Origin of the sequence: Tenacibaculum ascidiaceicola (assembly GCF_047470925.1) — a bacterium.
GTDB lineage: Bacteria > Bacteroidota > Bacteroidia > Flavobacteriales > Flavobacteriaceae > Polaribacter > Polaribacter discolor.
On the sequence record NZ_JAZKJP010000004.1, the window covers coordinates 277296 to 301923 of the forward strand.

The window sequence follows — 24628 nt, forward strand, 5'->3', positions numbered from 1 at the left end:
GGTCTATCTAGACTTTATTCATTTATGTTACTTATTTATAGTTGTATCTAGAATAATTTCTTTGCTATTTACAGTTTCAAATAAATCGTGAATAAGGTATTGCAACGAACTAGGAGTTACTTCTTTTAAATAGTGTAATAAATCCTTTGTTGTAGCATATCTCTTCGTCGTTGTTTTTATTTTTCCGTTGTAGGTATTCCAATCTTCAATAAATCGTTGTAATGCCAAATTCACCTTATCCTCTCCTATTTTATCTTGTAATATATACATTGCCAAAGCACCTTTATTGTAATACACATAGTCTTGATTTCCTACCAATGCTAAAGAAGGTTCTGGCATTTTAGTTTTCTTTCGCTCTCTATTATAGGTTTCTTCTTGACATGCTAAAAACTGTGTTACTTTTTCCTTCGGATAATTGTTTTTTAACACCATTAAAGCTGCATATTGTGCTAAGGTTTCTAAAATCATATGTTTTCCTTGTACATTGGCTGCTTCTACTTGCATTCCCCACCATTGATGCGCTACTTCATGCGCTGTTACATAAAAAGCCATGTCTACATCTTTTTTGTCGTCAATATCCAACACAAAACCAATTGCTTCAGAAAACGGAATAGTACCTGGAAAAGATTGTGCAAATTCTGCATACCTAGGAAACTCCATAATACGTAATTGCTTATACTGATACGGACTGAAATGAGTACTAAAATAATCAAGCGACTTTTTCATAGAATGTATCATTCTATCTAGATTATAATCGTGTTTATTGTGATAGTAAATTTCCAAATCGACTGTTTTGTCTTTAGAAATCCACTTATCCTTTAAAGTAACATATCTTGCGGAAACAACGCTATAAAAATTAATCATTGGCTGGTTCATTTTATAATGAAAATAGTTACGTTTTCCTTCTTTCCATTGTTTAATTAAGTTCCCTGGAACCACCGCTGTTTGATCTGAAGCTGTACCTATAATCATTTCGAAATGTATTCCGTTAGAATCACTTCCTGAACGTGCATTTACAAGTTCATGTGTATCTTCCCTTCTAACCTTATTCAATCTTGGTTTTAGCTGAAATTTTGCTCGTTCGTCGGTATCTCGAAGTTCATACTTTCTATTGTAACCGATTGTGGGAAATTCCTCATTGTTAAAAAACGTTCCGTTGTTCACTATATGAGTTTTTATGTTTTCATCGGTAAATCCTTTTGGTTTATAGGTTTGTTTGAAACTCATCTGTATAGAATCGTTAGGTTGTAACTCTTTAGATAAGGTGTAAACGGTATATTCAAATGGATTGTACTGTGTCTTTTCTGTCGTAATTCCTTCAAAACCTAGAGAGTCTAGCTGTACATGAGATGCGATCAGTTTTTGAATATGAATTTCATTGATAGGTTTATCAAACGTATTTTTCAACATATAATAACCTTCAACTTCATAAGCTCTCCTATTAGGATATAGTTCTACTTTTAAATTTACTGATGTAATCTTTGGTTGTGGAAGGTATTCAAAAGGTTTTAACGTCTTTTCGTAGTTAACTCTAAAGGCTGTTTCTTCAGCATTTGTCCAATAATCATTAAGAATGTTTGTGTTGTAAAATATATAACTTCCTATACCTATAAAAAACATACTTGTAATCATTACGTATCGTATCAAAGGCTTGGTTATACGGATTTTTAAGGCTTTTACACGTTTTATAAGGGTCGTTCCCGAACCTCTTGTTATTAATAGTGAACTTATGAGTAATAGTAGGCTACCAAATAGAAACCAATATGTTTTAATCCATAAATAAGGTTGTAAAAAGTGTCCGTAACCATTCATTTCAGAATACGTTCCTAAAGTTTTTCCTCCAAACTTGTATAAGCTATGCTGAAATCCTACATGTTCTGAGGCAATATTTGCGATGAAGAACAGGAGTACTAAAAAGATACCCACAAACTTGTTATTACTAATTGCTTGGAAGAAAAAGGCTACAAAAGTGTACAGAATTAAAAAAGGTAATATTTCTACAAAGAATCCGAAAAAATATACATCAAGCTCAAATTGATAGTATCCGTTAGCTACCTGAAAGAGGATTCCTGTTGCAATCAAACTCAACATCAATACTATGTAAATAACAATAAGAGCAATAAACTTACTGGTTAAAGCAATTGTATCAGAAATAGAAGTAGCATCATATATCAAATTCAACTTCACAGCACGTTCTTTCCAAATAAGTTCCCCTGAATAAAATATGAGAATGATGATGAAAAAGTACATCGACATTTCTTGTAGTTCTTCTACTATAAAATAGGTTGCAGGGTAACTATCTACATCGTATACTGTTCCTAAATTCACAGAATTAATTAAAATGATAATGATTCCACAAATAGCAATTGCCCAAAATGATGTTTCTTTTAATAGTGATTTGACATAAAATTGAGAAAGCTTTAGCAATTGTATACACTGTGTTTTAAAATTATAGTTGATGTTTATTTTAGGAATATGATAAGTATTTTTAGGATGTTTTTTAGGCTTCTTTTGTGTTTTTACGCTTTTTTGCTTTGGCACTTTGGTTACTAAACTAAATGAAAATTTACGGTAACCAATTAGTAAAATACCTACACCTAATAAACTCCAAAATAACTTATTGTAAAACAGTACTCCGCTAAATGGTATATTAAATACACTACTTTCTACAGCTGATAAGTCCTTAGCTACCTGTGTTAATGTTGTTAATGAAAAAGGGTCTAAAATTGCTTGTAAAAACTCGTTTGTTACCGCTTTGGTTAGTAAAAAGACCACAAACAAAATAATACCTTGTGTGTAAACAACTAACAATTTTCTACTCAACATTCCTGATACAAAAAATAGGCAAGCTCCAAAGAACAGTATGGGTAAAACAATAATTGTAAACGATCGTATATAAGTAGCAGCGTTAAACGGCAGCATATCTTTATGCCAAGGCATATACTCACCCACCATCATACCGAATAGTATTCCGCTAAAGATGATTAACAATACAGTAAAAGAACCTACAAATCGTCCTAATAAATAATCGCGCTTTTTAATAGGATTTGTAAACAACAATGCTTCTATATTATACTGATAATCTCGAAGTATGGGAACTCCCATTATCATAGATGCCATAATCATAAAAATTCCCGTAATGGCTCCCATGGTTTTCGCTATAATTAATGGACTGTTTTTTTTCATCAACCCTATTTCTACTCCTTGAAAAATAAAATCGACACCTACGGTTGAAAACAAAAAGAGAAATACAAAAAACACATACGTTTCTGGACGTTTAGCTCTATATTTTAGTTCAAATTTGAATATTTCGTACCACATAGTTTTACCTGTATTAATAGTTATTAATTTGTGAGAAATACACATCTTCTAATCCGGCAGGTACAGAGGTAAACCCATTTTTAGGGTCAGATTCGCTCAAAATATTTATGATTGGTTTTCCTAGGAATAACTTTTCATGAATTATGTTATACGCTTGTTTATACTCCTCTAATTCTTGTTTTTGTATTGTTTTTTGGTATACTTTGCCTTCTAAGCTGTCTATTAGTTTTAAAGGACTCCCTTTTAATGCTACTTTCCCTTGATTAATAATGGCCATGTTGGTACACAATTCTTTAACATCCTCTACGATATGTGTTGATAAAATGACAATCGTGTTTTCACCAACTTCACTTAATAAGTTGTAAAATCTATTACGTTCGGCAGGATCTAATCCGGCAGTAGGCTCATCAACTATAAGTAATTTAGGGTTGTTCAATAATGCCTGAGCAATACCAAAACGTTGCTTCATTCCTCCTGAATATCCATCCAAATTTCGTTTTCTAGCTTCATACAAGTTTGTTTTGTGCAACAATGCTTTTACCAGTTCTACCCTATTATTTTTATTAGTAATACCTTTTAATACGGCTAAATGATTTAATAAGGCTTCAGCAGATACTTTTGGATATACTCCAAACTGCTGGGGTAAATAACCAAGTATTTTTCTCACGGCATTCTTGTCGTTCGCTACATTTAGATTGTCAAGCATTACAGAACCTTTATCGGCATCTTGTAAGGTGGCAATAGTTCGCATTAAAGTAGACTTTCCTGCTCCGTTAGGACCTAATAAACCAAACATCCCTTTAGGAATTTCTAACGACACATTTTGCAATGCCTTTACACCATTTGCATACGTTTTACTTAAGTTTTTAATGGTTAAACTGTTCATTTTATTGAGTATTTAATTGATATTGAACAAACCTACCCATACAGCTTAGACTATTAAAAGTTATGTGATGAACCTACGGTGTTGTGTGATACAAATAGTACCTTAAGACTATAAAAGTATTTTGTCACAGTCAACTACACGTTTATCACTACAGAAAAGATGTTTGTCAACTAATTTGTGAGGCGTATTTTATTTAACTAATATTGACTTATGAATTTTAAAATTATGGATAGAAAAAAGGCTATTTTTAAGCGTATTTATAGAATATCTCTTGTTTTAATAGGTATAATTATTGTCGTTTTTAATGATACTTTTGGAAAACTAGAAGGCTTTGTAGAATTTATAACACTCTATTTTTTAGTTTTATTATTTACTTTCTTTTATTGGTTGTTTAAACAAATAAAATCAATCATTCGGCTAAAAAACGAAAAAACAAAAACTGAGTTGATGCATCTAAAAAGTCAGGTTAATCCCCATTTCTTTTTTAATATGCTTAACAACCTTTATGGTTTGGTAGATAAAGATGCTAAAAAAGCGCAGGAACTTATCTTAAAACTTTCTGATATGATGCGTTATAGTGTTTATGATGGTGAAAAAGACACGGTTTTACTTTCTGAAGAAATAATATACTTACAAAATTATATAGAGCTTCATAAAATGCGCTATCACAAAACAATTGACATTCAATTCAATATTGATGTTGCAGATAATGATTATAAAGTGATGCCTTTGCTTTTTATTATTCTTTTAGAGAATGCTTTTAAGCATGGTGTAGAAAATTTAAGAAACAATGCGTATGTCCACTTAAATTTAACAGCTCACAGTAATGCTATACATTTTGAAATTGAGAATAATTTTGATGCTTCGGAAGAAAATCAAGATAAAGGTATCGGTTTACAAAACTTAAAAAGAAGATTAGAATTGGTGTATCCTAAAAACCATACACTTACTACTTCTAAAACTAACGATATTTATTCTGCCAAATTGAATATTAAAAACGTATGATTAAATACATAATTGTAGATGATGAGCATATTGCTCACGATATTATTAAGGGCTATTGCGATTTATTACCAACAATGGAACTTCAAAAGCATTGTTACGATGCAATTGAAGCTTTAGAATATTTAAATAAATACCAAGTAGATTTAATTTTCCTTGATTTAAACATGCCAAAACTAAAAGGATTTGAATTTTTAAAAACATTGGCTTCTCCTCCTAAAGTAATTGTTACTACTGCGTACAAAGAGTTTGCGCTTGAAGGTTATGAACTTAACATAGTTGATTACTTACTTAAGCCTTTTGGTTTTGAACGTTTTTTAAAAGCTGTAAACAAAGTTATTGGTACCCCACAAAAAACTCAAGTACAAAATATTCCAAAAAATAATACTGAAAATACCAACAGTATTTTTCTTCGTAGCAATAAAAAATACATTCAAGTTACACTTCATACGATTCAGTTTATAGAAGCTGCTGGAAATTATACGAAAGTAGTTACTACCAATGATACTGTTACGGTAAGAGAAAAAATATCTAATGTATTACTATTACTTCCAGAGAATGATTTTTTACAAGTGCATAAATCATTTGCAGTAACCAAAAGGTATATTAGTAGTATAGAAGGTAATAGAATTTTTATTGGAAATCATATTATTCCTATTGGAAAAATGTACAAAATGAATATCGATAAATTGTTGAGTTAAATAACTAAAAAATAAATCTTGTATGATTTTACACTTAATTATATATTTATGAAGCTATAATCATTTCTTCTTGCTGCCATTTATTTTGTATTTCTTTCTTTATTAACCAATCATGAATCTTCTTAACATAATCATAATCGTCTTCAGATATTTGATCACTTGAGACATGTGAAACTATATTACGAAGTTCATTTAATTTGACCCACCATTTAGTCTTTTCCTCTTTATTTAGTTTTTCTTCAGAAGGCATTGTATAATGAATTTCAAAAAACTTTACTCTTTTTTTATCCTCATTAACATATTGCCAATTTTGTTTTGCTATTTCTCTATAATGAATTAAGTTAAGATTATCCCATTCCTCTGTTTCTTCTTCTTTCTTCCTTGTTCGGTTTTTTTTTCGCATTCTATCTTCAGCATCATCTTGTATTTTTACAGGAACTCCTTTTTTCCAAGCCCATTCTTCTCCCCAATGATCATAAAGTTTAGATTTGAAGTCTGCTCTCATAAATTCTTCTAGGTCTTTAATCATTTCAAAGGTTTTTAAATTTAAAGCTCTCTCTTGATTTTTTATATAATCCTTTAGGCCCTCAGGTTCAAATTCTTGATAAACTTCACGTACACACACTTGAAATTTTCTCCAATACCTAACGGGTGCCGTTGAACCTTTCATATCTTTAAATTTATAGCGTGTTTCTTCATCCATTTCTCTTACAAAAACTATTAATGGATCAAGATATTTTTGTGTTTCTTTAAATAACTTCTGAGAAACATCTTTATTGGTATCTATAACCTTTACTTCTTCAAGATGATCAAGAATATCACTTAACAACATAATAATGGCATAAACTCCTTTATTTACAAATAAGAAACTTTCTTTCTTCTTCTTCCAATCATTACTCAAGTTTGTTGTTAAATATTCAAAACATAGTCTCAAATATTCATAAGAACTCTTAAAAGTATGTTCTAAATCTCCTTTATAAAACAAACCTAATTTTTCAATTTTATCTTTAGAAACCGTTCCATAAAAATTGCTTTTCATCAAGGCAGATGAAAGGTTTCCTGGTGTCAAAACTCGATTATCTTCTCCTAAGGAAATGTAGTCATAAAAGGGAGAATCTTTTTCTTCTCCCAAATAGATAGCTACCTTAGAACATAGGGCTTTTATCTGCTCTTTTAAATTTGTTGAAGTCCATAACAAATCAGCATTAAGTGTTTCTCTCAAAGTTTTCGGCACTGCTTTTTGATTTTCATTTATCTGCATAAATAAATCTACTTGTTCTTCCCTTTTTAAATTAACAAAAGCAACAACAGGAATTGAGTTTGTTTTACTATATTTTGTTCCTGCATAACCATATAATCTATGTTGGCCATCTATTATATAAGCTGACCTATATTTTTTAGGGAGATATAAAACACCTACTTTAGAAATTGCTGTTTGAACCTGTGTATTGGCAGGATCAAACCTTGGTCCATTTACTTTTACGTCTAAACTAATTATAATTGAATTTGGGAAAAAACCAGATTGTTCTGTAATAAATTCATTTATTTTTTTTAGTCTACTTTTTTTTATAATACGCTGGTAAGTTGGCATCATTTTTCTATTTGCTTTACTCCTATGTAAAACATACCCTATTTTTAATAACTTGTCTGGTTCAATAGAAAATGAATAATAAGTATGCTTGCCCATTTTACCCTTAATTGCAGGAATTTGATTATCTAAATCTGGAATTGTATTTCCAGCAAATAAATATCCTAAAAGTTGGTACCTCGCCGCTATACCAATTTGATTGAACATCTTTAAATAATATTCAATTGCTTCCTCATCTAAATGAACTCCTCCTAAATTTTTAAGTCTCTCTTCATCTCTCTCTCCTAAGGTCTTATTCTCTGTTGCTAATATAAACTTCACTTTTGGCTTAGAGTTTGGAAACATTTGCTTAATAGATGTTTCCAACCCCTCTTTGATATCTTTGTAAAACTCTAAATCTTTTTCAAAATCTCCTCTTCCATAGTCTATAGAAGGCTTGCATTCTACGTACAAAATAGATTCATTATCTTTAGCAAAAACATCTATTTGTTTTGTCAAGTTAAGGTCTTTTTTATCATAAGGAATAGTAAAATTCTCATCACGATTTAATTGACTAAAGCCAAGTTGTGCAAATACACTCCAAACCTTATCTCGAAATAAAACATCATAAGGCTTTGCCCCTTTCATTCTATAAAAATGTTTTAATTCCCTTTGAAGAACCCAACCTTTAGATAAATAATCATTATACAATTTTTCATCTTTGGGTATATCTTCTAAAATATAATCCCTTTTTTTTAGTTTGAGTATTTTTTGTAATTCATTATTTTCACTGACAAGACTCTCCAGTAAACTTTTTCTTGTTTCTTCATTCATATTTTATTGGGTGTTTGTGAACACAAATTCTTTATATCTACCTCTTTTAGCATTTATCCCTCCTATTAAACTAGCTCTAGATATTTTTTGTTTAAAATCTCCTTCCTTCGTAAAAATATCTTCTACAACATCATGAGCTGCATTTGTTAAAATATAGAATGCCCCTTTATTTTTAATCTCGTCAATATATTCTGAAAGTTCATATTGCTTCTGAATATCAAAAAGTTTTGCATTATATTTAATAAAACCATTATTATTATGTGTAACTGTATAGGGAGGATCAAGAAAAATCAAATCTTTTTCTTTAATATTGTCTATTGTGTCTGCAAAAGAACAACTCTTAATACTTGTATTTTCTAACAGTTTACCAACAAGTTTTAAGTTTTCAGGTTCACAAAATTCTTTTGTTCTATAACCATATGGTACATTATACTCTCCTTTCAGATTTACTCTAAAAATACCATTAAAAGAAGTTTGATTTAGATATATAAAATGGGCAGCTCTCTTGGCTGAAGAACGAAATTTTTTTTGTCTAACTAAATAATAATGTTCTTCAGTATTTTCAAATTTCAATAATTCTTCAATAACCTTGTCTACATTATTTTTTATTTCATTATATGTTTCAATAAGAATTGGATTAAGATCTGATAAATAGGAATAGTTCGGTTGTAAATGAAAAAATATTGACCCTCCTCCAAGAAAAGGCTCATGATAATCATTAAACCCATCTTTTGGTAGAAATTTAGCTAGGTGTTTTTTTAACCAACTCTTTCCTCCAGCCCATCTAAGAAATGGTTTACAAGCTATTTTATTCTTTTCTAAAAGTAATTTTTCATCCATATCACTTTCAAATATAATTAATTATCAGTAATTCTTTTTTATTACTCTCACATACTTACTATCTATTTTCGCAAGTTAGACTCTTACATGTAATTTATTTTACGCTAAACCGTAATTCAACTATTTTTAACAAAAAATTGGACTTATTAATTGTGCTTAACAAAATTTTAACGACTATAAAAATAGTTTTACTACTATAATTATAGTTATAGTTATGAAATAATACTATATTTGCTGCATGAATGAACTTACAAAAGCTGAAGAGCAAGTAATGCAATATGTATGGAAGTTAGATAAAGCTTTCTTAAAAGATATTGTAGAACAGTTTCCTGAACCAAAACCTGCATATACTACTATTTCAACTGTAGTACGTGTTTTGGTAAAAAAAGAATTTTTAAAGTTTGATACTTTCGGTAAAGTGCGACAATACTCACCTACTATTAGTAAAGAACAATATTTTAAAAAGCATTTTAAAAATGTAATTGGTAGTTTTTTTAGCGGCTCTAAAAGCAAATTTGCCATGTTTTTTACAGAAAATGAAGATTTCAACCTAAGCGAATTAGAAGAAATCAAAAACATGATAGAACATAAAATAGAAACCTTAAAAGAAAAAAATGACTAGTTTTTTAATTTATATCATCCAAAGCAGTCTGGTATTTTCTTGTTTATACTTACTTTATATCATTGTGAGTAGTCGAGTAACGTTTCATCAAATTAACCGATTTTTATTACTTTTAATACCAGTAGTGGCTTTATTAGCTCCCCTATCCTATCTGTTAACTTTGGAAACTTCATCAACCATCATTCAAATTCCACAATTCAACGAATTTGTTGCAAATAGTGAAACTGTATTAATAGATACTATAGAAGAAACGGGTACTCAAACCTATAATTTTATAACGATCGTTTTTAGTGTGTACTTATTGGGTAGCTTATTAATGTTTGCGCGTATGATTCATTCAATATGGTTACTCTTTCAATTGAAAAAACAATCGGAAGTTACTATCAGTAACGACCTACAATTCATACAGACCAATCACACAAGTACATTTTCATTTTTTAATTGGATATTTATTTCCAAACACATTCAACCTACAGAAAGTATAATAATAGCACATGAAAAAGCACATGTAAAGTTAAAACACTCTATAGATGTACTACTTACAGAAGTCTATATTGTCCTTTTTTGGTTCAACCCATTAGTATATATATATCGAAAATCGTTAAAATCGATACATGAATATCAAGCAGATAATTGGGTGCTGAATGGAAATATTAAAACATCCAATTACCTACAGGTTCTTTTACAAAATATTGAAAAAGAAACAGCACATGCTAATAACTTGTATAGTTATTTTAATCAACCAGTAATCAAAAAGCGAATAGATATGATCACAAAGAAGCCCACGGCTAAGGTGTACAAACTCACCTACTCAGTATTTATTATGAGTTCAATAAGTCTTTGTTTGGCATTTACCAAACCAAACACTGTTGAAAAGCTCTTACCTAATACTGTTCCTCAATTAACAAAGGAATTTGTCCTTGACCTTCCTACTCTTTTTCCTGTACAAGGAAAAAGTAAAAAAGACATCAGTAGTACATACGGAAAGCGAAGAAATCCGTTAAAAAAAGGTAAAAAAATGATGCACAAAGGTATTGATATCAAAGCTCCAATAGGAACACCCGTTATTGCTACTGCTGATGGTGTTATTGCCAAAGCCGCTGACCAAAATAAATGGGGTAACTTAGTTATAATTGAGCATAGCGATGGATACCAAACTTGGTACGCTCACTTACAAAAGTTTAATGTTACAAAAAACCAATCTGTTAAAAAAGGAGATGTAATTGGTTATGTTGGTAATACAGGTGCATCATTAGGAGCACACTTACATTATGAAGTACATTACAAAGAAACTCAAGTAAATCCTTTAAACTTCATTAAAAAATAATTAGCAGTATCTTTTTATTAAAACAAAAAGCAGTTCTCCCATAAAATTTGTGGGAGAATTTTGTTTAACAACATATTTAAAATAATGATTAAAAACATATTACAAACTAAGTTAGTACTTATACTCCTATCTGTTTTTCTCTATAACTCTTTATACGCACAATCTATCAGTTTTACATTTGATGATGGTACTTTAGGCGACAGACCTGGATATTCTTTTGAAAAATGGAATTCTATGTTACTAAAAAAATTAAAAAACAACAAGGTAAAAGCTACTTTGTTTGTAAAAGGAGAAGGTAAAAACAGTAAAAGAGGTAAACACTTATTAACATCTTGGAACAATGAAGGACATAGTATTGCTAATCATACTTATACACATCCTAATTACAATAGCTCTAAAGTAACTTTTAAGCAGTTTAAAAATGAATTGCTGAAAAACGATAGCCTTATTAAACAGTATTCTAATTATCAAAAATACTTTAGGTTTCCATACCTTAAAGAAGGAAACTCGAAAGAAAAAATTGAATCTTTTCGTAACTTTTTAAAAGAGCAAAACTATAAAAATGGATATGTAACTATTGATGCTTCTGATTGGTATATAGATAGTCGTTTGATTAAAAAACTACGTACGGATCCATCTTTTGACATCAATAAGTTTAGAAAATTTTACTTGGAACATATCTGGAATCGTGCTCAGTTTTATGAAAAAATCTCTTTTGAACTTACCGGGCGACATATTAAGCATAATGTATTACTGCACCATAACCTTGCTGCTGCATTATTTATAGATGATTTAATTCAATTATTTAAAGAAAAAGGTTGGACTATCGTTTCTACCAAAGAAGCTTATGCCGATCCTATCTACAATCAAACTCCTAACTATGCTGGCGAAAGTTTAATTTATGCTTTAGCTAAGGATTCTAAAAAATATGAGGCCATTTTACGCTACCCTGCCGAAGATAGTAGATATGAAAAAGAAAAAATGAATAAGTTAGGCTTGTAATAAAAAACTGCTTAAGGGGGTTCCTTAAGCAGTTTTAAATATTCTTTAAAAAGGATTAACAAATATAATCCATAGTTGTAGGTCGATAACAGCAAACCTTTACTCCATCTTGATAGATATAAGAACCATCTCCTCCACATTCTTTAGGGAAAGGAAAAGGTCCTCCTCCTTTAATATTTTTTAATGTTGTTTTTGTTAGTTCTTGAGATCCTTCTACGTTTAAAATCACTTTTTTCATTATAAAGTTTTTTGGGGGTTAAAATATTTATTTCACATCCCTAAATTAACTTTAAAAAAAATGTTCAACAGTTAAAAAACCATAATTTTAATACGGAAAAACCTTACTTTTAATTATCATCAACAAAAGCTTCTATCCTTCTTTCAGGAATTAATCAAAAAAGCAACTCTAAATCAAAGAGTTGCTTTTTAAAGTTATTATTAATCTTCTAAATATCCAAACTTTCCAGTATTGAAGTCTTGAAACGCTTCTATCAACTCCTGTTTAGTATTCATTACAAACGGACCATGTGCTGCAATAGGTTCGTTTAAAGGCTCTCCGCTTAATACTAAAATTACCGCATCTTCTAAGGCTTCTAAAGTAAATGTATCTCCATCATTTTTAAACAATGCAAAGTAATCTTCTAAAACATTATTTGATTCATTAACTTTAACACTACCTTCAACTGATAAAATAGCTGTAGTATATTTTTCTGGAAAGGTTAACTGTGTTTTTACTCCTTTCTTCAACTTTACATTAAACATATTAACGGGCGAAAATGTAGATGCAGGTCCTTTATTTCCTTTATATTCTCCTGCAATTACCTCTATTTCTCCTCCTCCATCTGCTAATGGTATTTTAGCCATTTCTGCATTAGCTATTGCTTGATATTTTGGCGGACTCATTTTATCCTTAGCTGGTAAATTTACCCATAACTGTACCATTTGAAATTCTCCTCCTGTTTTACTCCATTCGGTTTCATGAAACTCTTTATGCAAAACTCCTGAAGCTGCCGTCATCCACTGTACATCACCTTCACCAATAATTCCTCCACCTCCAGCACTATCTCCATGTTCAACACGCCCTTTATAAGCTATTGTTACAGTTTCAAAACCTCTATGTGGATGAACTCCTACGCCTTTTGGTTTATCTGTTGGAGGAAAATTATATTTAGAATTATAATCCAACATAATAAACGGATCCATTCGTTGCATTGTTGAAGTTCCTGGTATAAAATTATGAACTCTAAACCCATCTCCTACAAAGTGTGGAGTTCCTGGTTTTACTATTTTTTCTATACTTCTTGTTTTCATTTTAAATTCCTTTCTTTTAATTACTATAAACTACTGGCTAATTCAATATCAAATGAATTGTCTAAATAACTACGTTTTAATTGAGGTTTGTTTTTAGACCAATATCCATTCTTAACACTTTCAGAAAGTGTAGACTCATTGTTAAACTCAACTAAAATTGCATTTGGGAATAATACAGTAATAATCTTCTGTAATTTATTTTTATCTACTTCTTTTGTTTCTTTTGAAATAGCTAAAACGTTATATGCCTGTTGGTATAATTTCTCAATGGCTGTCTCGACATTAGGAACAGTTGAAACTTGCCAATTTAAAATTTTAGGCATTGATGTATTTTGACTTACAACTAATGTTTTTAAATGTCTCATAATAAATCCTTTTTTCACCAATTAAATGGGATTAATTATTCGATGATTAACATCGAAATGAATTAAGTTTATTTTATCTGAAAATATTTAGTGAGTTAACCTCTACTTTTTATTTCACTGTAAAATTACGGCAACAAAAAAAGGTATGCATTGACCTATGGTAAGAACGAATTACGATTATCTAACAACCGTTAATCAACAATTATAACTCGTACCTCAATTATTTGGTTTGAAGTTTTCCTCAGCTAGTGCTTTGCGAACGCGACTAAGGCTTTCTGGGGTAATTCCTAAGTAAGAAGCAATCATCCATTGAGGAACTCGTAACATAATATCTGGATACATGTTTACAAAATCTAAATAACGTCTTTTTGCCGAAGCTCCTAATAACTGACTAATACGTTTGTATAATTGACGTATATGTTTTTGCAACAAATGTTCATTCTTTCTTCTAAAATCAGTATTTATTTTTGACACTTTATTAATAAAGTCTTCGTCTAACATTATAACTAATGTATCTTCTACAGCGTCAATATAATATGTTGATGGTTGTTGAAAATAAACACTTCCTCTATCACTCACAATCCAATTTTCAGTAGCAAACTGTAAAATATTTTCTTTCCCTTCTTCATTTAAGGCATATAAACGTAACAAACCTTTTTCTACAAAAAAGAAATGAGAACACACATCTCCTTCTTTTAATAAAAAATCACTTTTAGAAACGTTTTTTAAAGAAATAAACGATTGTATTTGAAGGTAATCATCTTCTGATAATCCTCCTTTTTCAATAAGATACTTTTTAAAGTTAGGTAGCTCCATACATTATTGTAATGAGCTACTAAAAATACAGTATTATATACAATATTTTACTTTTCTTCTGAAGTTTTAAGTACCTTACCTCTATATCTAATTGAATTTTTCTGCGTACTATTTACATAAATGGTACTCGATAAACTAGGATATACTCTAACTATAACATTGTAGTTTTCAGTTGTTGTATTTTTATCTTTTATCTTAAAACTTATTTTGTAGCTATTCTCTTTATCCTCAGAAACAACTAAATCTTTAGGAACTCCTTCAAACTCAATTCCAATATCTGTACCTCCGTAAGAACCACCCGCTTGTCGCTCACCAAAATATGGTAAATAGGCTGCTACAGTATCTTTTTTCATTTTGAAAAAATTACTGTTCCCTACTAAATTAATATTTCCTGCGTTGCTTCCTATAGGTAACAGACCTGCATTAGCTATTTGTGCCATTGCATTTGTAACCATGGGTTCTGCCCATTCTGCTTCTATTTCAAAAGTTTTACTTTCTATAAGAGCATTTAAGTTATCTATTTCTGCCTGTGTTACGTTTTTTGATGAAGCACAACTAAACAGCACAAAAATCATACTAATAAAAAAAACAAACCTTTTCATATCTTACTGTTTTTAAACCTTCTACAAGGTACTTAAATATCGTAAAACTTTCAAGAAAATAAGATTATTTAACGTTTGTTTTACTCTTTATCAGGTACTGAAAACAACTCTGGTTTTGCTCCTTTTATATCTCTATAAAAATCATAAAAATGATTCATATCAGCGTTCATATCATCTGTTAAGTAATAAGGAGGTGCTATAATAATTTGCTTGTTCTCAAAATCGAAAGCAAACATTACCACAGGAATATTAGCACCTTTAGCAATATAATAAAATCCTGTTTTCCATGAGGTTACTTTAGCACGAGTTCCTTCAGGGGATAAAGCTAAACGGAATTCTTCATGCTGATTAAAAACAGCCACAATAGCATCAACTTTATTCGTGCTTTTACTTCTATCAACAGGAGCTCCCCCTAAAGCTCTAAAAATAAACCCAAAAGGAGGTTTGAATAATGATGCTTTACCTATAAAGTTGACTCTTACTCCAATAGTATTTCTTGCTAAAATAGCAATCGGAAAGTCTTTCCAGCTCGTGTGTGGGGCTCCAATAACAACATATTTTTTTAAGTCTCTTGGAAAATCTCCAACTACCTTCCAGCCTAAAACTTTGTGAAATATAAATTTAGATATCATTTACTAGGTATAAAGGTCAATGATACGGTTTTCCCTACAAAAATCAAATAATTTTAACCTATCTTGTCCTATATTTGTTCACTTAATAAACTTTTATTTATCCTAATGAATACCACTCTTTTACTTATTTTAATTGCTATTAGTACCTTACTAATTGGGTTTGTTATTGGAAACTTACTCTCTAAACTGAAGTTTAAACAACAAACTTCTGATTTAGAAAAAGAGATTGTAACCCTACAAAACCATCAAGCTAATTTTGAAATTCAGAAAAAAGAAAAGGAAGAGTCATTTTCTCAACAAAAGGAAGACTTTTTAAATAGATTAGATGAAAAAACTAAAGAAAATAGTGAATTACGTCGTGAAAAAGAGTTTACTGCTCTTGAATTAGCAAGAAAGAATGAAGAATTAAAAAACGTTCAGTTAAAACTTCAAGAAAATAAAGAAGAAGTAGAAAAACTACAAGATAAATTTACCAAAGAGTTTGAAAATTTAGCGAACAAAATTCTAGATGAGAAATCGAATAAGTTTACTGAGCAAAATAAGAAAAACATAAAGGATATTTTAAATCCGCTTCAAGAAAAAATTCAAACTTTTGAAAAGAAGGTTGAAGACACTCAAAAAGAAAGCATTTCAATGCATTCTGCTTTAAAGGAGCAATTATTAGGATTAAAAGAGTTAAATGCTCAAATGAGTAAGGAAACATTAAACCTAACCAAAGCTTTAAAAGGAGATAGTAAAACCCAAGGAAACTGGGGAGAATTAGTCTTAGAACGTGTCTTAGAGAAATCTGGTTTAGAAAAAGACAGAGAGTACTTTGTTCAACAATCTTTTACCAATGATGAAGGTAAACGTATCATGCCCGATGTTGTGATTCACTTACCTGACAACAAAAAAATGGTAGTCGATTCAAAAGTATCTTTAACTGCTTATGAACAATATGTAAATAGTGAAGACGATATTGTAAAAGAACGTTTTGCAAAAGAACATGTAAACTCATTAAAGCGACATGTTGAGCAGCTTTCAGAAAAGAAATATGAAGATATTTATAAAATAGAGTCTCCAGACTTCGTACTGCTTTTTGTACCAATTGAACCTGCCTTTGCTGTAGCTTTAAATGAAGACAATACCTTATATAATAAAGCTTTTGAAAGAAATATTGTTATTGTTACCCCTACTACTTTATTAGCTACGTTACGTACTATTGATACCATGTGGAATAACGAAAAGCAACAACGTAATGCTTTAGAAATTGCAAGACAAGCTGGTGCTTTGTATGATAAGTTTCATGGATTATTGACAGACTTAGTGAATATAGGTAAGAAAATAGATGGCACTAAAGCTGATTATGCTGCAGCTATGAATAAGCTAGTTGAAGGGCGTGGAAACTTAATTACCAGTGTAGAAAAACTGAAAAAAATGGGAGCCAAAGCTAAAAAGGCGCTTCCAGAAAAAATTCTCGAACGAGCTCAAGATAATGATGAATAAAAAAAGGTCGCTCTAAAACATTTTAGAGCGACCTTTTTTATTTATTTAAAGACATTCTCTTGTCTTTTACATAATAAACAAACGTCTATTATGCATTAAATCATATACCTTCTCTCCTACTGTCTCTAATACTTCTTCGTTATCTGCATTCATTAAAGCTTCATCGATTAAATCAACAATTACTTCCATATCTTCTTCTTTTAAACCACGTGTAGTAACTGCAGCAGTACCAACACGAATACCAGAAGTAACAAATGGTGATTCAGTATCAAAAGGAACCATATTTTTGTTTACCGTAATTTCTGCTTTTCCTAAAGCATCTTCAGCAGCTTTACCAGTAATGTTTTTGTTACGTAAATCAATTAACATACAATGGTTATCTGTACCTCCAGAGATTATTTCATATCCCTTAGTTACAAATGCTTTCGCCATTGCTTGTGCATTTTCTTTTACTTGAATTTGATACTCTAAGAACTCATCTGTTAACGCTTCTCCAAAAGCAACAGCTTTAGCTGCAATAACGTGCTCTAATGGTCCACCTTGATTTCCTGGGAAAACCGCAGAATTAATCAAAGTTGACATTTTCTTTAATTTTCCTGATTTTAACTTTAATCCGAATGGATTTTCAAAATCTTTTCCAATCATAATCATTCCACCACGAGGTCCGCGTAACGTTTTGTGAGTTGTTGTAGTAACAATATGACAGTGTGGTAATGGATCAGATAAAATTCCTTTTGCAATTAATCCTGCTGGATGAGAAATATCAGCCATTAAAATAGCACCAACACTATCTGCTATCTCTCTAAACTTCTTAAAGTCTATATCACGAGAATACGCCGAAGCACCTGCAATAATTAATTTAGGCTTATGTTCCTTAGCTTGTTGCTCTAGGTGATTATAATCTATATATCCAGTTTCTTTATCTACACCATAAAATACTGGATTGTATAATTTTCCTGAAAAGTTTACTGGCGAACCGTGTGTTAAGTGACCTCCATGAGATAAATCGAATCCTAAAATAGTGTCACCTGGTTGTAAACATGCTGCGAAAACAGCTGTATTTGCTTGACTTCCAGAGTGTGGTTGTACGTTTACATACTCAGCTCCAAATAATTCTTTAGCTCTATCAATCGCAATTTGCTCAACGATATCTACTACTTCACACCCTCCGTAATAACGTTTACCTGGGTATCCTTCAGCATATTTATTTGTTAAAACTGATCCTTGAGCTTCCATTACTTGGTCGCTTACAAAATTTTCAGAAGCAATCAACTCTAAACCGTTTAGTTGACGTTCTTTTTCTTCTTGAATTAAATCAAATATTTGATGATCTTTTTGCATGTTGTGTGTTGTTACATAAAGTAGCCAAAAGTACTAATTTTATTATTCAAATTATATGGTTTTTATAAGAAGTATCTACAAAAATACTTTCACATTTTTTTTACTCATCTTTTTGGGGTAAATTGAAAAAAATATGTAGGTTTGATGAAAATATAACAAAAACAATAAATGGAAATAACTGCTAATAACCCGAATAGAAAGTCTTGGTTAACTGTAGCTGAAAACTCAGATTTTCCTATTCAAAACATACCTTTTGGGGTTTTTCTTACAAAAGATGATATTATAACGATTGGTACAAGAATCGGTGATTATGCGATTGATTTAGGTGCCTTACATCAATTAGGATATTTTGATGGAATTCCGTTAACTGATGATATTTTCTTACAAGATACCTTAAACGATTTTATTGCTGATGGACGCAAAACTTGGCGTTTAGTTCGTAATAGAATCGCTGATATTTTTGATGTAAAAAATAGTAAGCTACGAGATAACGCTGAACACAAAGACAAGATAATCTTTAGAATGGATGAAGTTGAAATGCAACTTCCTGTTTCTGTAGGAGATTATACCGATTTTTATGCAAGTAAGGAACATGCTACCAATGTAGGAAGCTTATTTAGAGATCCTGAAAATGCTTTATTACCAAACTGGTTACAAATTCCTATTGGTTACCATGGAAGAAGTTCTTCAATTGTACCATCAGGAACTCCTATTCGTCGTCCTATAGGACAACAACGCCCTAGTGAGGGAGAAACTACACCTAACTTTGGACCTTCAAAATTATTAGATTTTGAATTAGAGATGGCGTTTATTACAACTGTAGCAAATGATTTAGGTGACAGAATTCCTATTGAAGAAGCAGAAGAATATATCTTTGGATTAGTATTATTTAATGACTGGTCTGCTCGTGATATTCAAGCTTGGGAATATGTTCCTTTAGGACCTTTCTTAGGAAAGAATTTTGCTTCAACAATTTCTCCTTGGATTGTTACTTTAGATGCTTTAGAGCCTTTTAGAGTAGATAACCCAGAGCAAGTTTATGAGCCTTTACCTTATTTAAAGAAAGAAGGAAAAGACAGTTACGATATTAATTTACAAATGGCTATTCAACCAGAAGGTAAAGAAGAAACTGTAGTTTGTAATTCTAACTTTAAGTATATGTACTGGACAATGGTACAACAATTGGCGCATCACACGGTAAACGGATGCCCTGTAAATGCAGGTGATATGATGGGAAGTGGTACTATTTCTGGACCAACTCAAGATAGCTTTGGATCTATGTTAGAATTGACTTGGAGAGGTCAAAACCCTATTAAAATGAACGATGGTAGCGAACGTAAATTTATCAATGATAACGATACAGTTATTATGCGCGGTTACTGTAAAAATGAAAAAATCCGTATTGGTTTTGGTGAATGTTCTGGTAAAGTTTTACCTGCTAAAGAATAGAACACATATAAAACCTTTATATTCTATTTAAAACCTCGCTAAAATTAGCGAGGTTTTTTAATATATATCATAAAAAGAAACCCCATACCAACTATGTATGAACAAGTATAAAAAATAACAGGAATGTTTGCTATATTGTTACTATAATACCATCCAGAAAAAAGAGCTCCTAAACCAATGCTTGCCTCTAAAGCAATATACATAGTAGCAATAGACTTTCCTTTAGTTGATGGTTTACTTAAATCAATGGTCCAAGCATTAACGGTAGGTGATAAAATTCCCATAGCCACTCCATATAATATTGCTGAAACTAATAATCCATTAATACTTTCAAATTTACCTAACAGAATTAAAGCTAATGTTAAAATTAGTAACCCTATAATGATTACAAATTTTCTCCCATAAACATCCGAAACTTTCCCTGCTATAATTCTTACTAAAACTGATGCTATAGTAAATGCTATAAAAAAAGTTCCTTTATTAATAATACCTAAATGGTCACTCCAATCAGGTATTAACGTAAGTATTACTCCAAACCCTAAATACGAAACAAAAGTAATCATGGCTGGTAGTAATGCCTCTTTCGCCAAAACATCAGATTTAGAAATTAAAAGTGTTTTTAGCATAAAAGCTTGCTTTGTTTGTAAGGTTTCTTGTACTTTAAAAACCAATACTATTGATAGTAATGCCATTATAGAAGAACTATAAAACAATACATTGTAATTTGTCAATAGCTTTACATAACTACCTAAAGCTGGTCCTAAAGCCAAACCTGTACTAAAGCATAAACCTTGAACTCCCATTGCCTCCCCTAACCTGTTAGAAGGAATAATATCAGAAACATAAGTAGCAATCGCTGTAGGACTAAAACCTGTAGAAAAGCCATGTAATAACCGTAAAAACAAGAATCCTGAAACACTAGTTAAAATTGGATAAAACATACCTGTTATTACACAAACCAAAGCTCCAATAATTAATACAGGTTTTCTTCCTATAGTATCAGTTAACTTACCACTAAAAGGTCTTGATAATCCAGCAGTTAAAGTAAACAATGCAATTATAAGTCCTTTATATTCAGCTCCTCCTAAGCCTGTTAAGTAGCTTGGTAGCTCTGGAATTAACATATTATAACTTGCAGAAAAAAATAAGGAGCTTAAACAAATTAATAAAAATTGAGTAGTATAAATACTTTGGTGAGTTGCTTGTAAAACTTTCATTCCTCCGATTTAAAACTTATTAAATATTGATTCTATTTCATTTTGAGAATAATCCCATATTGTTTCAGACCCTCTAGAGATACTCTTTGTTTTATCTATTACCTTTTCTTTAGGAACCATAAATTCTCTCCAAGTACCTCCTTTATTAGAAGTATTTTGTAAAATAGGCTCAAAACGATCCATCGCTTTTGCAAACTGTGCTTCGTTAGTAATCCCTTCTTCAAATTCCAACCATAGGTTTATAAGTTCCTGTGCTTGATTTTCAGGAAGTATACCAAAAATTCTTTTCGCTGCTTTTAATTCTTCTTTGGTGTTTTTATGTTCTTTTGAAGTATCAAAAATAAAAACATCTCCTGAGTCGATTTCAACTATATCATGAATCAACACCATTTTTAAAACTTTTAAAATGTCTATTTCTGTATTGCTGTGTTCTGCTAATACCAAAGTCATTATAGCCAAATGCCAACTATGTTCGGCATCATTTTCACACCTATCACTATCAAATAGCTTGGTTTTTCTTTGGATGTATTTTAACTTGTCTATTTCTTTGATAAACTGAATTTGCTGCAATAAACTATTCTTCATTAGTTACAATTCTATTTTATTATATAATTTTACCTTGCAAAGAACTTTAGAATAAGAATTTTAAAAAAGGACATTTGTCCCAACCCTGAAAATGATTAGAACTGATATTGATTTTTTAGAATACGTTGAAAAAATAAATGAAAGACATCCTGATTTTTTTCAAAAAGAAAAGCACCCTCCTAAAAGTATTATTTTACAACAAAACAAAAGATACCATCATTTATATGTTATCAAAAAAGGAATTACCAAATGTTACCTATCTGATGAAAATGGAAAAGATTTTATTCAAGAATTTTTAAGTGAAGGTATGGAGTTTGGAGAATTGGAAATTTTCTCTGGAAATTTAAGTTACTGTTCTATTGAAGCTATCGATTATGTGGAGGTATATAGAATATCTCATATACATTATACCACATTACTTGATAACGACCCTATTTTTAACAGACTCGTTATCAAATCTATGGCTAATAAAATTGGATTTAAAGCTCCAAGACATTCATTTCAGCAATCCTATTCTATCGAAGCTAATCTTATAAGGCTTAAAGAGTTGTGTCCAAACTTTGAAAATATATTCACTAAGAATGATATCTCCAATTATTTGGGGATAACTGTTCGAAGTCTTAATAGAGCTTTAAAAAATATATCTTAAGTTTTATTCTTCTTCTGGTGGTGGATGACCATGAATTTGCTCATACACTTCATCGAAATTACTACGTAAATAACTATTTAGTTTTTTACGATAGTCATCTTGCAACCAGTCAATAAAATTATGTGTACTTTTTGAAATACATTTAGAGTACCTAAAAATTCTATCATCAATATCCCCTCCTAACTTTTTAGCTAAGATTAACGCATCAAAAACATCTTCACTGTTTTCAACACACATTTTAGCATGGTGCTCTATTGATTTTTCTAATACTCTTTTTGAAGACTCTCCTCCTTGTATGGTATCTCTGTATACTTTTTTAACATCAAAGTATAAATCTTCAGAATTTGCAAACTCAGCTTTTACATCTGCAGGTAGCTCATATTTAAAGTCACTTTCTATTTCTTCATCAGATAATAAATTATCTAAATAGAAGTTTGGTGCTCTAAACATTTTTTGCCAATCTAAATCTGCTCCCCAAGGTCCAAAACGATGGAAGTTATTACCTAAGTCAATTACATTAAACTCAGATTTCCCTGGTAAAATACGAGAACCACGACCAATCATCTGGTAGTATAGTGTTAACGATTTTGTTGCTCTATTTAGAATAATTGACTGTACAGATGGTTCATCAAACCCCGTTGTTAAGATACTTACCGAAGTTATAATTGCATTAGGAGTTTTATGGAACCACTTTAAGATAAAGTCACGTTCTTTCTTAGTGTTCGTATTGTCTAAATGTGCAATTGGGTACCCTGCTCTTTTAAAAGTATCATATACATGTAATGATGTATTAATACCATTGTTAAAAATTAAGGTTTTAGTTCCTTTTGCTCGTTCTTCATAAGCTTGTAAGAGCTTAGAAAGCATATCAGTATTAGTATATAAATCTTCTGATGATTTTACGGTATAATCACCATTCGCTCCTACTTCTAATGAAGTTAATCCTACATTGTAAGAATAGATGTTAGCTTTTGCTAAATATTCATTTTGAATTAAAGATCCAATACTTTCTCCATCAATAAGTTCATCATAATTGTCCTTCATAGGAAGTTTAATATTTGAACTTAAAGGAGTTGCTGTTACACCTAGTATAAAAGATTTATCAAAAAACTTAAATAGTTTAGTAAATGAGTTATAATGGGCCTCATCAATAATTACTAAACCAACATCTGAAATATCTAACATATCGTCATTTAAACGATTGTTTAATGTCTCAACCATAGCCACAAAGCAATCAAACTCATCTTGGTCATCCAAACTTGCTTTACTGTCTATAATTTTATTTACAACACCAAACTCTTTAAGCATTTTTGCTGTTTGTTTACACAATTCTATTCGGTGCGTCATTATCAAAACTTTCTTTTGATAATGTTTTAAGTATTGACGTGTAATTTCAGAGAAAATAACTGTCTTTCCTCCTCCTGTAGGTAGTTGATAAAGTAAATGGTAATTTTCGGGGGCATTCTCAAAACTTTTGAAAATTTTGTGCAATGCTTCTTTTTGATAATCGTATAGATTTTTTCCTTTCTTTGGTTGTGAAGTTGCTGTTTCGTTACTCAAATCTCTATAATTTTGAAATATGCAAAAATACGAGGTATTTAAGGAAATCCCATTAAAAATGGCATCTTTTTTAAAAATTCTTCAAATTTATATGAGCAATATCATAATGAGAAGCATGTGAAATTACTTCTCCTTTTTTAACTACCAACAGTTGAGGAGATTGATGTAAAACTTGGAAAGTGTATCCTATTTCATTAGAAATATCTCTATAACTAAGTAAGTCAAGATAGTACACTTTAAAATCTTTTAACTCTTCATCAAAACTATTTACAAAACGTTTAATTACCATACTACTTATACCACATCTTGTTGAATGTTTAAAAATAGCTACGGGTTCATTTTTAGATAGTTCTTTTATCTCCTTTATTTGATCTAACGATGTTAAAGGAATCCAATTGATAAACGATTCTTCCTCATTTTTATTTCTGTTTTTTCTTCCTAAAATAGTACTTAATACTCCCATAAAATCCTTACTTTAATAACATAATTACTCTTAACTATTTATATACCAGTC

23 protein-coding genes are annotated in these 24628 nt (G+C 30.6%); 8 read left to right on the forward strand and 15 right to left on the reverse strand.

The window, feature by feature from the left end:
- Positions 1-27 precede the first annotated feature (27 nt).
- Both VBY68_RS03165 and VBY68_RS03170 read right to left on the reverse strand, forming a co-directional pair.
- Complete coding sequence (locus tag VBY68_RS03165) at positions 28-3321, reverse strand: M1 family aminopeptidase (RefSeq protein ID WP_415268858.1); 3294 nt, start codon at positions 3319-3321, stop codon at positions 28-30.
- A 13-nt stretch (positions 3322-3334) separates the two neighbouring features.
- Positions 3335-4207 carry an ABC transporter ATP-binding protein gene (locus VBY68_RS03170; protein WP_273694467.1) on the reverse strand — a complete coding sequence of 291 codons (873 nt, stop codon included), beginning with the start codon at positions 4205-4207 and terminating at the stop codon, positions 3335-3337.
- Between the two features lie 210 nt (positions 4208-4417).
- On the opposite strand from VBY68_RS03170, the gene VBY68_RS03175 reads away from it, so the two are divergent.
- Both VBY68_RS03175 and VBY68_RS03180 read left to right on the forward strand, forming a co-directional pair.
- A complete protein-coding gene (locus VBY68_RS03175; protein ID WP_415268859.1) occupies positions 4418-5212 on the forward strand; it encodes a sensor histidine kinase in 795 nt (264 codons plus the stop codon).
- The gene (locus VBY68_RS03180) at positions 5209-5910 is read left to right on the forward strand and encodes a LytR/AlgR family response regulator transcription factor (RefSeq protein ID WP_415268860.1); all 702 of its coding nucleotides are present in this window, start codon (positions 5209-5211) and stop codon (positions 5908-5910) included. The genes VBY68_RS03175 and VBY68_RS03180 overlap by 4 nt, the downstream gene beginning before the upstream one ends.
- 46 nt (positions 5911-5956) lie before the next feature.
- Here VBY68_RS03180 and VBY68_RS03185 read toward each other — a convergent pair whose 3' ends face one another.
- Positions 5957-8311: a DGQHR domain-containing protein gene (locus tag VBY68_RS03185; protein WP_415268861.1), complete on the reverse strand. Its 2355-nt coding sequence runs from the start codon at positions 8309-8311 to the stop codon at positions 5957-5959.
- 3 nt (positions 8312-8314) lie between these two features.
- Positions 8315-9151 carry a DNA adenine methylase gene (locus VBY68_RS03190; RefSeq protein ID WP_415268862.1) on the reverse strand — a complete coding sequence of 279 codons (837 nt, stop codon included), beginning with the start codon at positions 9149-9151 and terminating at the stop codon, positions 8315-8317.
- A gap of 238 nt (positions 9152-9389) precedes the next feature.
- Between VBY68_RS03190 and VBY68_RS03195 the strand changes: the two genes are divergently transcribed.
- The 3 genes from VBY68_RS03195 (at position 9390) to VBY68_RS03205 (ending at position 12102) form a co-directional block, all read left to right on the forward strand.
- Positions 9390-9773: a BlaI/MecI/CopY family transcriptional regulator gene (locus tag VBY68_RS03195; protein ID WP_121146862.1), complete on the forward strand. Its 384-nt coding sequence runs from the start codon at positions 9390-9392 to the stop codon at positions 9771-9773.
- The gene (locus VBY68_RS03200) at positions 9766-11100 is read left to right on the forward strand and encodes a peptidoglycan DD-metalloendopeptidase family protein (RefSeq protein ID WP_415268863.1); all 1335 of its coding nucleotides are present in this window, start codon (positions 9766-9768) and stop codon (positions 11098-11100) included. The genes VBY68_RS03195 and VBY68_RS03200 overlap by 8 nt, the downstream gene beginning before the upstream one ends.
- An 84-nt stretch (positions 11101-11184) precedes the next feature.
- On the forward strand, positions 11185-12102 hold the full coding sequence (locus tag VBY68_RS03205; RefSeq protein ID WP_415268864.1) for a polysaccharide deacetylase family protein: 918 nt from the start codon (positions 11185-11187) through the stop codon (positions 12100-12102).
- A 55-nt stretch (positions 12103-12157) separates the two neighbouring features.
- On the opposite strand, the gene VBY68_RS03210 is transcribed toward VBY68_RS03205, so the two are convergent.
- From VBY68_RS03210 to VBY68_RS03235, 6 genes are all read right to left on the reverse strand, one after another.
- Positions 12158-12340 (reverse strand): hypothetical protein, encoded by a 183-nt coding sequence (locus VBY68_RS03210; RefSeq protein ID WP_099214373.1) that lies wholly within the window; start codon positions 12338-12340, stop codon positions 12158-12160.
- A 200-nt stretch (positions 12341-12540) separates the two neighbouring features.
- Positions 12541-13413: a pirin family protein gene (locus VBY68_RS03215; protein ID WP_415268865.1), complete on the reverse strand. Its 873-nt coding sequence runs from the start codon at positions 13411-13413 to the stop codon at positions 12541-12543.
- Positions 13414-13436: 23 nt separating this feature from the next.
- Entirely contained in the window at positions 13437-13778 is a 342-nt protein-coding gene (locus VBY68_RS03220; protein ID WP_099214371.1) for a hypothetical protein, read from the reverse strand.
- Positions 13779-13994: 216 nt separating this feature from the next.
- Entirely contained in the window at positions 13995-14594 is a 600-nt protein-coding gene (locus VBY68_RS03225; protein WP_415268866.1) for a Crp/Fnr family transcriptional regulator, read from the reverse strand.
- 47 nt (positions 14595-14641) lie between these two features.
- Positions 14642-15196 (reverse strand): DUF4251 domain-containing protein, encoded by a 555-nt coding sequence (locus tag VBY68_RS03230; protein WP_099214369.1) that lies wholly within the window; start codon positions 15194-15196, stop codon positions 14642-14644.
- 80 nt (positions 15197-15276) lie between these two features.
- Positions 15277-15828 (reverse strand): 1-acyl-sn-glycerol-3-phosphate acyltransferase, encoded by a 552-nt coding sequence (locus VBY68_RS03235; RefSeq protein ID WP_124588739.1) that lies wholly within the window; start codon positions 15826-15828, stop codon positions 15277-15279.
- Between the two features lie 105 nt (positions 15829-15933).
- Here VBY68_RS03235 and VBY68_RS03240 point away from each other — a divergent pair, with 105 nt between their 5' ends.
- Positions 15934-17313 (forward strand): DNA recombination protein RmuC, encoded by a 1380-nt coding sequence (locus VBY68_RS03240; RefSeq protein ID WP_121146869.1) that lies wholly within the window; start codon positions 15934-15936, stop codon positions 17311-17313.
- A gap of 66 nt (positions 17314-17379) precedes the next feature.
- Here VBY68_RS03240 and glyA read toward each other — a convergent pair whose 3' ends face one another.
- A complete protein-coding gene (gene glyA / locus VBY68_RS03245; protein WP_415268867.1) occupies positions 17380-18654 on the reverse strand; it encodes a serine hydroxymethyltransferase in 1275 nt (424 codons plus the stop codon).
- A gap of 168 nt (positions 18655-18822) precedes the next feature.
- Here glyA and fahA point away from each other — a divergent pair, with 168 nt between their 5' ends.
- Complete coding sequence (gene fahA / locus VBY68_RS03250; protein ID WP_121146870.1) at positions 18823-20103, forward strand: fumarylacetoacetase; 1281 nt, start codon at positions 18823-18825, stop codon at positions 20101-20103.
- Between the two features lie 44 nt (positions 20104-20147).
- On the opposite strand, the gene VBY68_RS03255 is transcribed toward fahA, so the two are convergent.
- Entirely contained in the window at positions 20148-21320 is a 1173-nt protein-coding gene (locus VBY68_RS03255) for an MFS transporter (protein ID WP_415268868.1), read from the reverse strand.
- 9 nt (positions 21321-21329) lie between these two features.
- The gene (locus VBY68_RS03260) at positions 21330-21905 is read right to left on the reverse strand and encodes an HD domain-containing protein (protein WP_415268869.1); all 576 of its coding nucleotides are present in this window, start codon (positions 21903-21905) and stop codon (positions 21330-21332) included.
- Between the two features lie 91 nt (positions 21906-21996).
- Between VBY68_RS03260 and VBY68_RS03265 the strand changes: the two genes are divergently transcribed.
- On the forward strand, positions 21997-22554 hold the full coding sequence (locus VBY68_RS03265; protein ID WP_099214362.1) for a Crp/Fnr family transcriptional regulator: 558 nt from the start codon (positions 21997-21999) through the stop codon (positions 22552-22554).
- 3 nt (positions 22555-22557) lie between these two features.
- Here the strand turns inward: VBY68_RS03265 and VBY68_RS03270 are convergent, their stop codons facing one another.
- Together VBY68_RS03270 and ytxJ are read right to left on the reverse strand one after the other, a co-directional pair.
- The gene (locus tag VBY68_RS03270) at positions 22558-24114 is read right to left on the reverse strand and encodes a DEAD/DEAH box helicase (RefSeq protein WP_099214361.1); all 1557 of its coding nucleotides are present in this window, start codon (positions 24112-24114) and stop codon (positions 22558-22560) included.
- Between the two features lie 70 nt (positions 24115-24184).
- Positions 24185-24577: a bacillithiol system redox-active protein YtxJ gene (ytxJ, locus tag VBY68_RS03275; protein ID WP_415268870.1), complete on the reverse strand. Its 393-nt coding sequence runs from the start codon at positions 24575-24577 to the stop codon at positions 24185-24187.
- Positions 24578-24628: the final 51 nt, after the last annotated feature.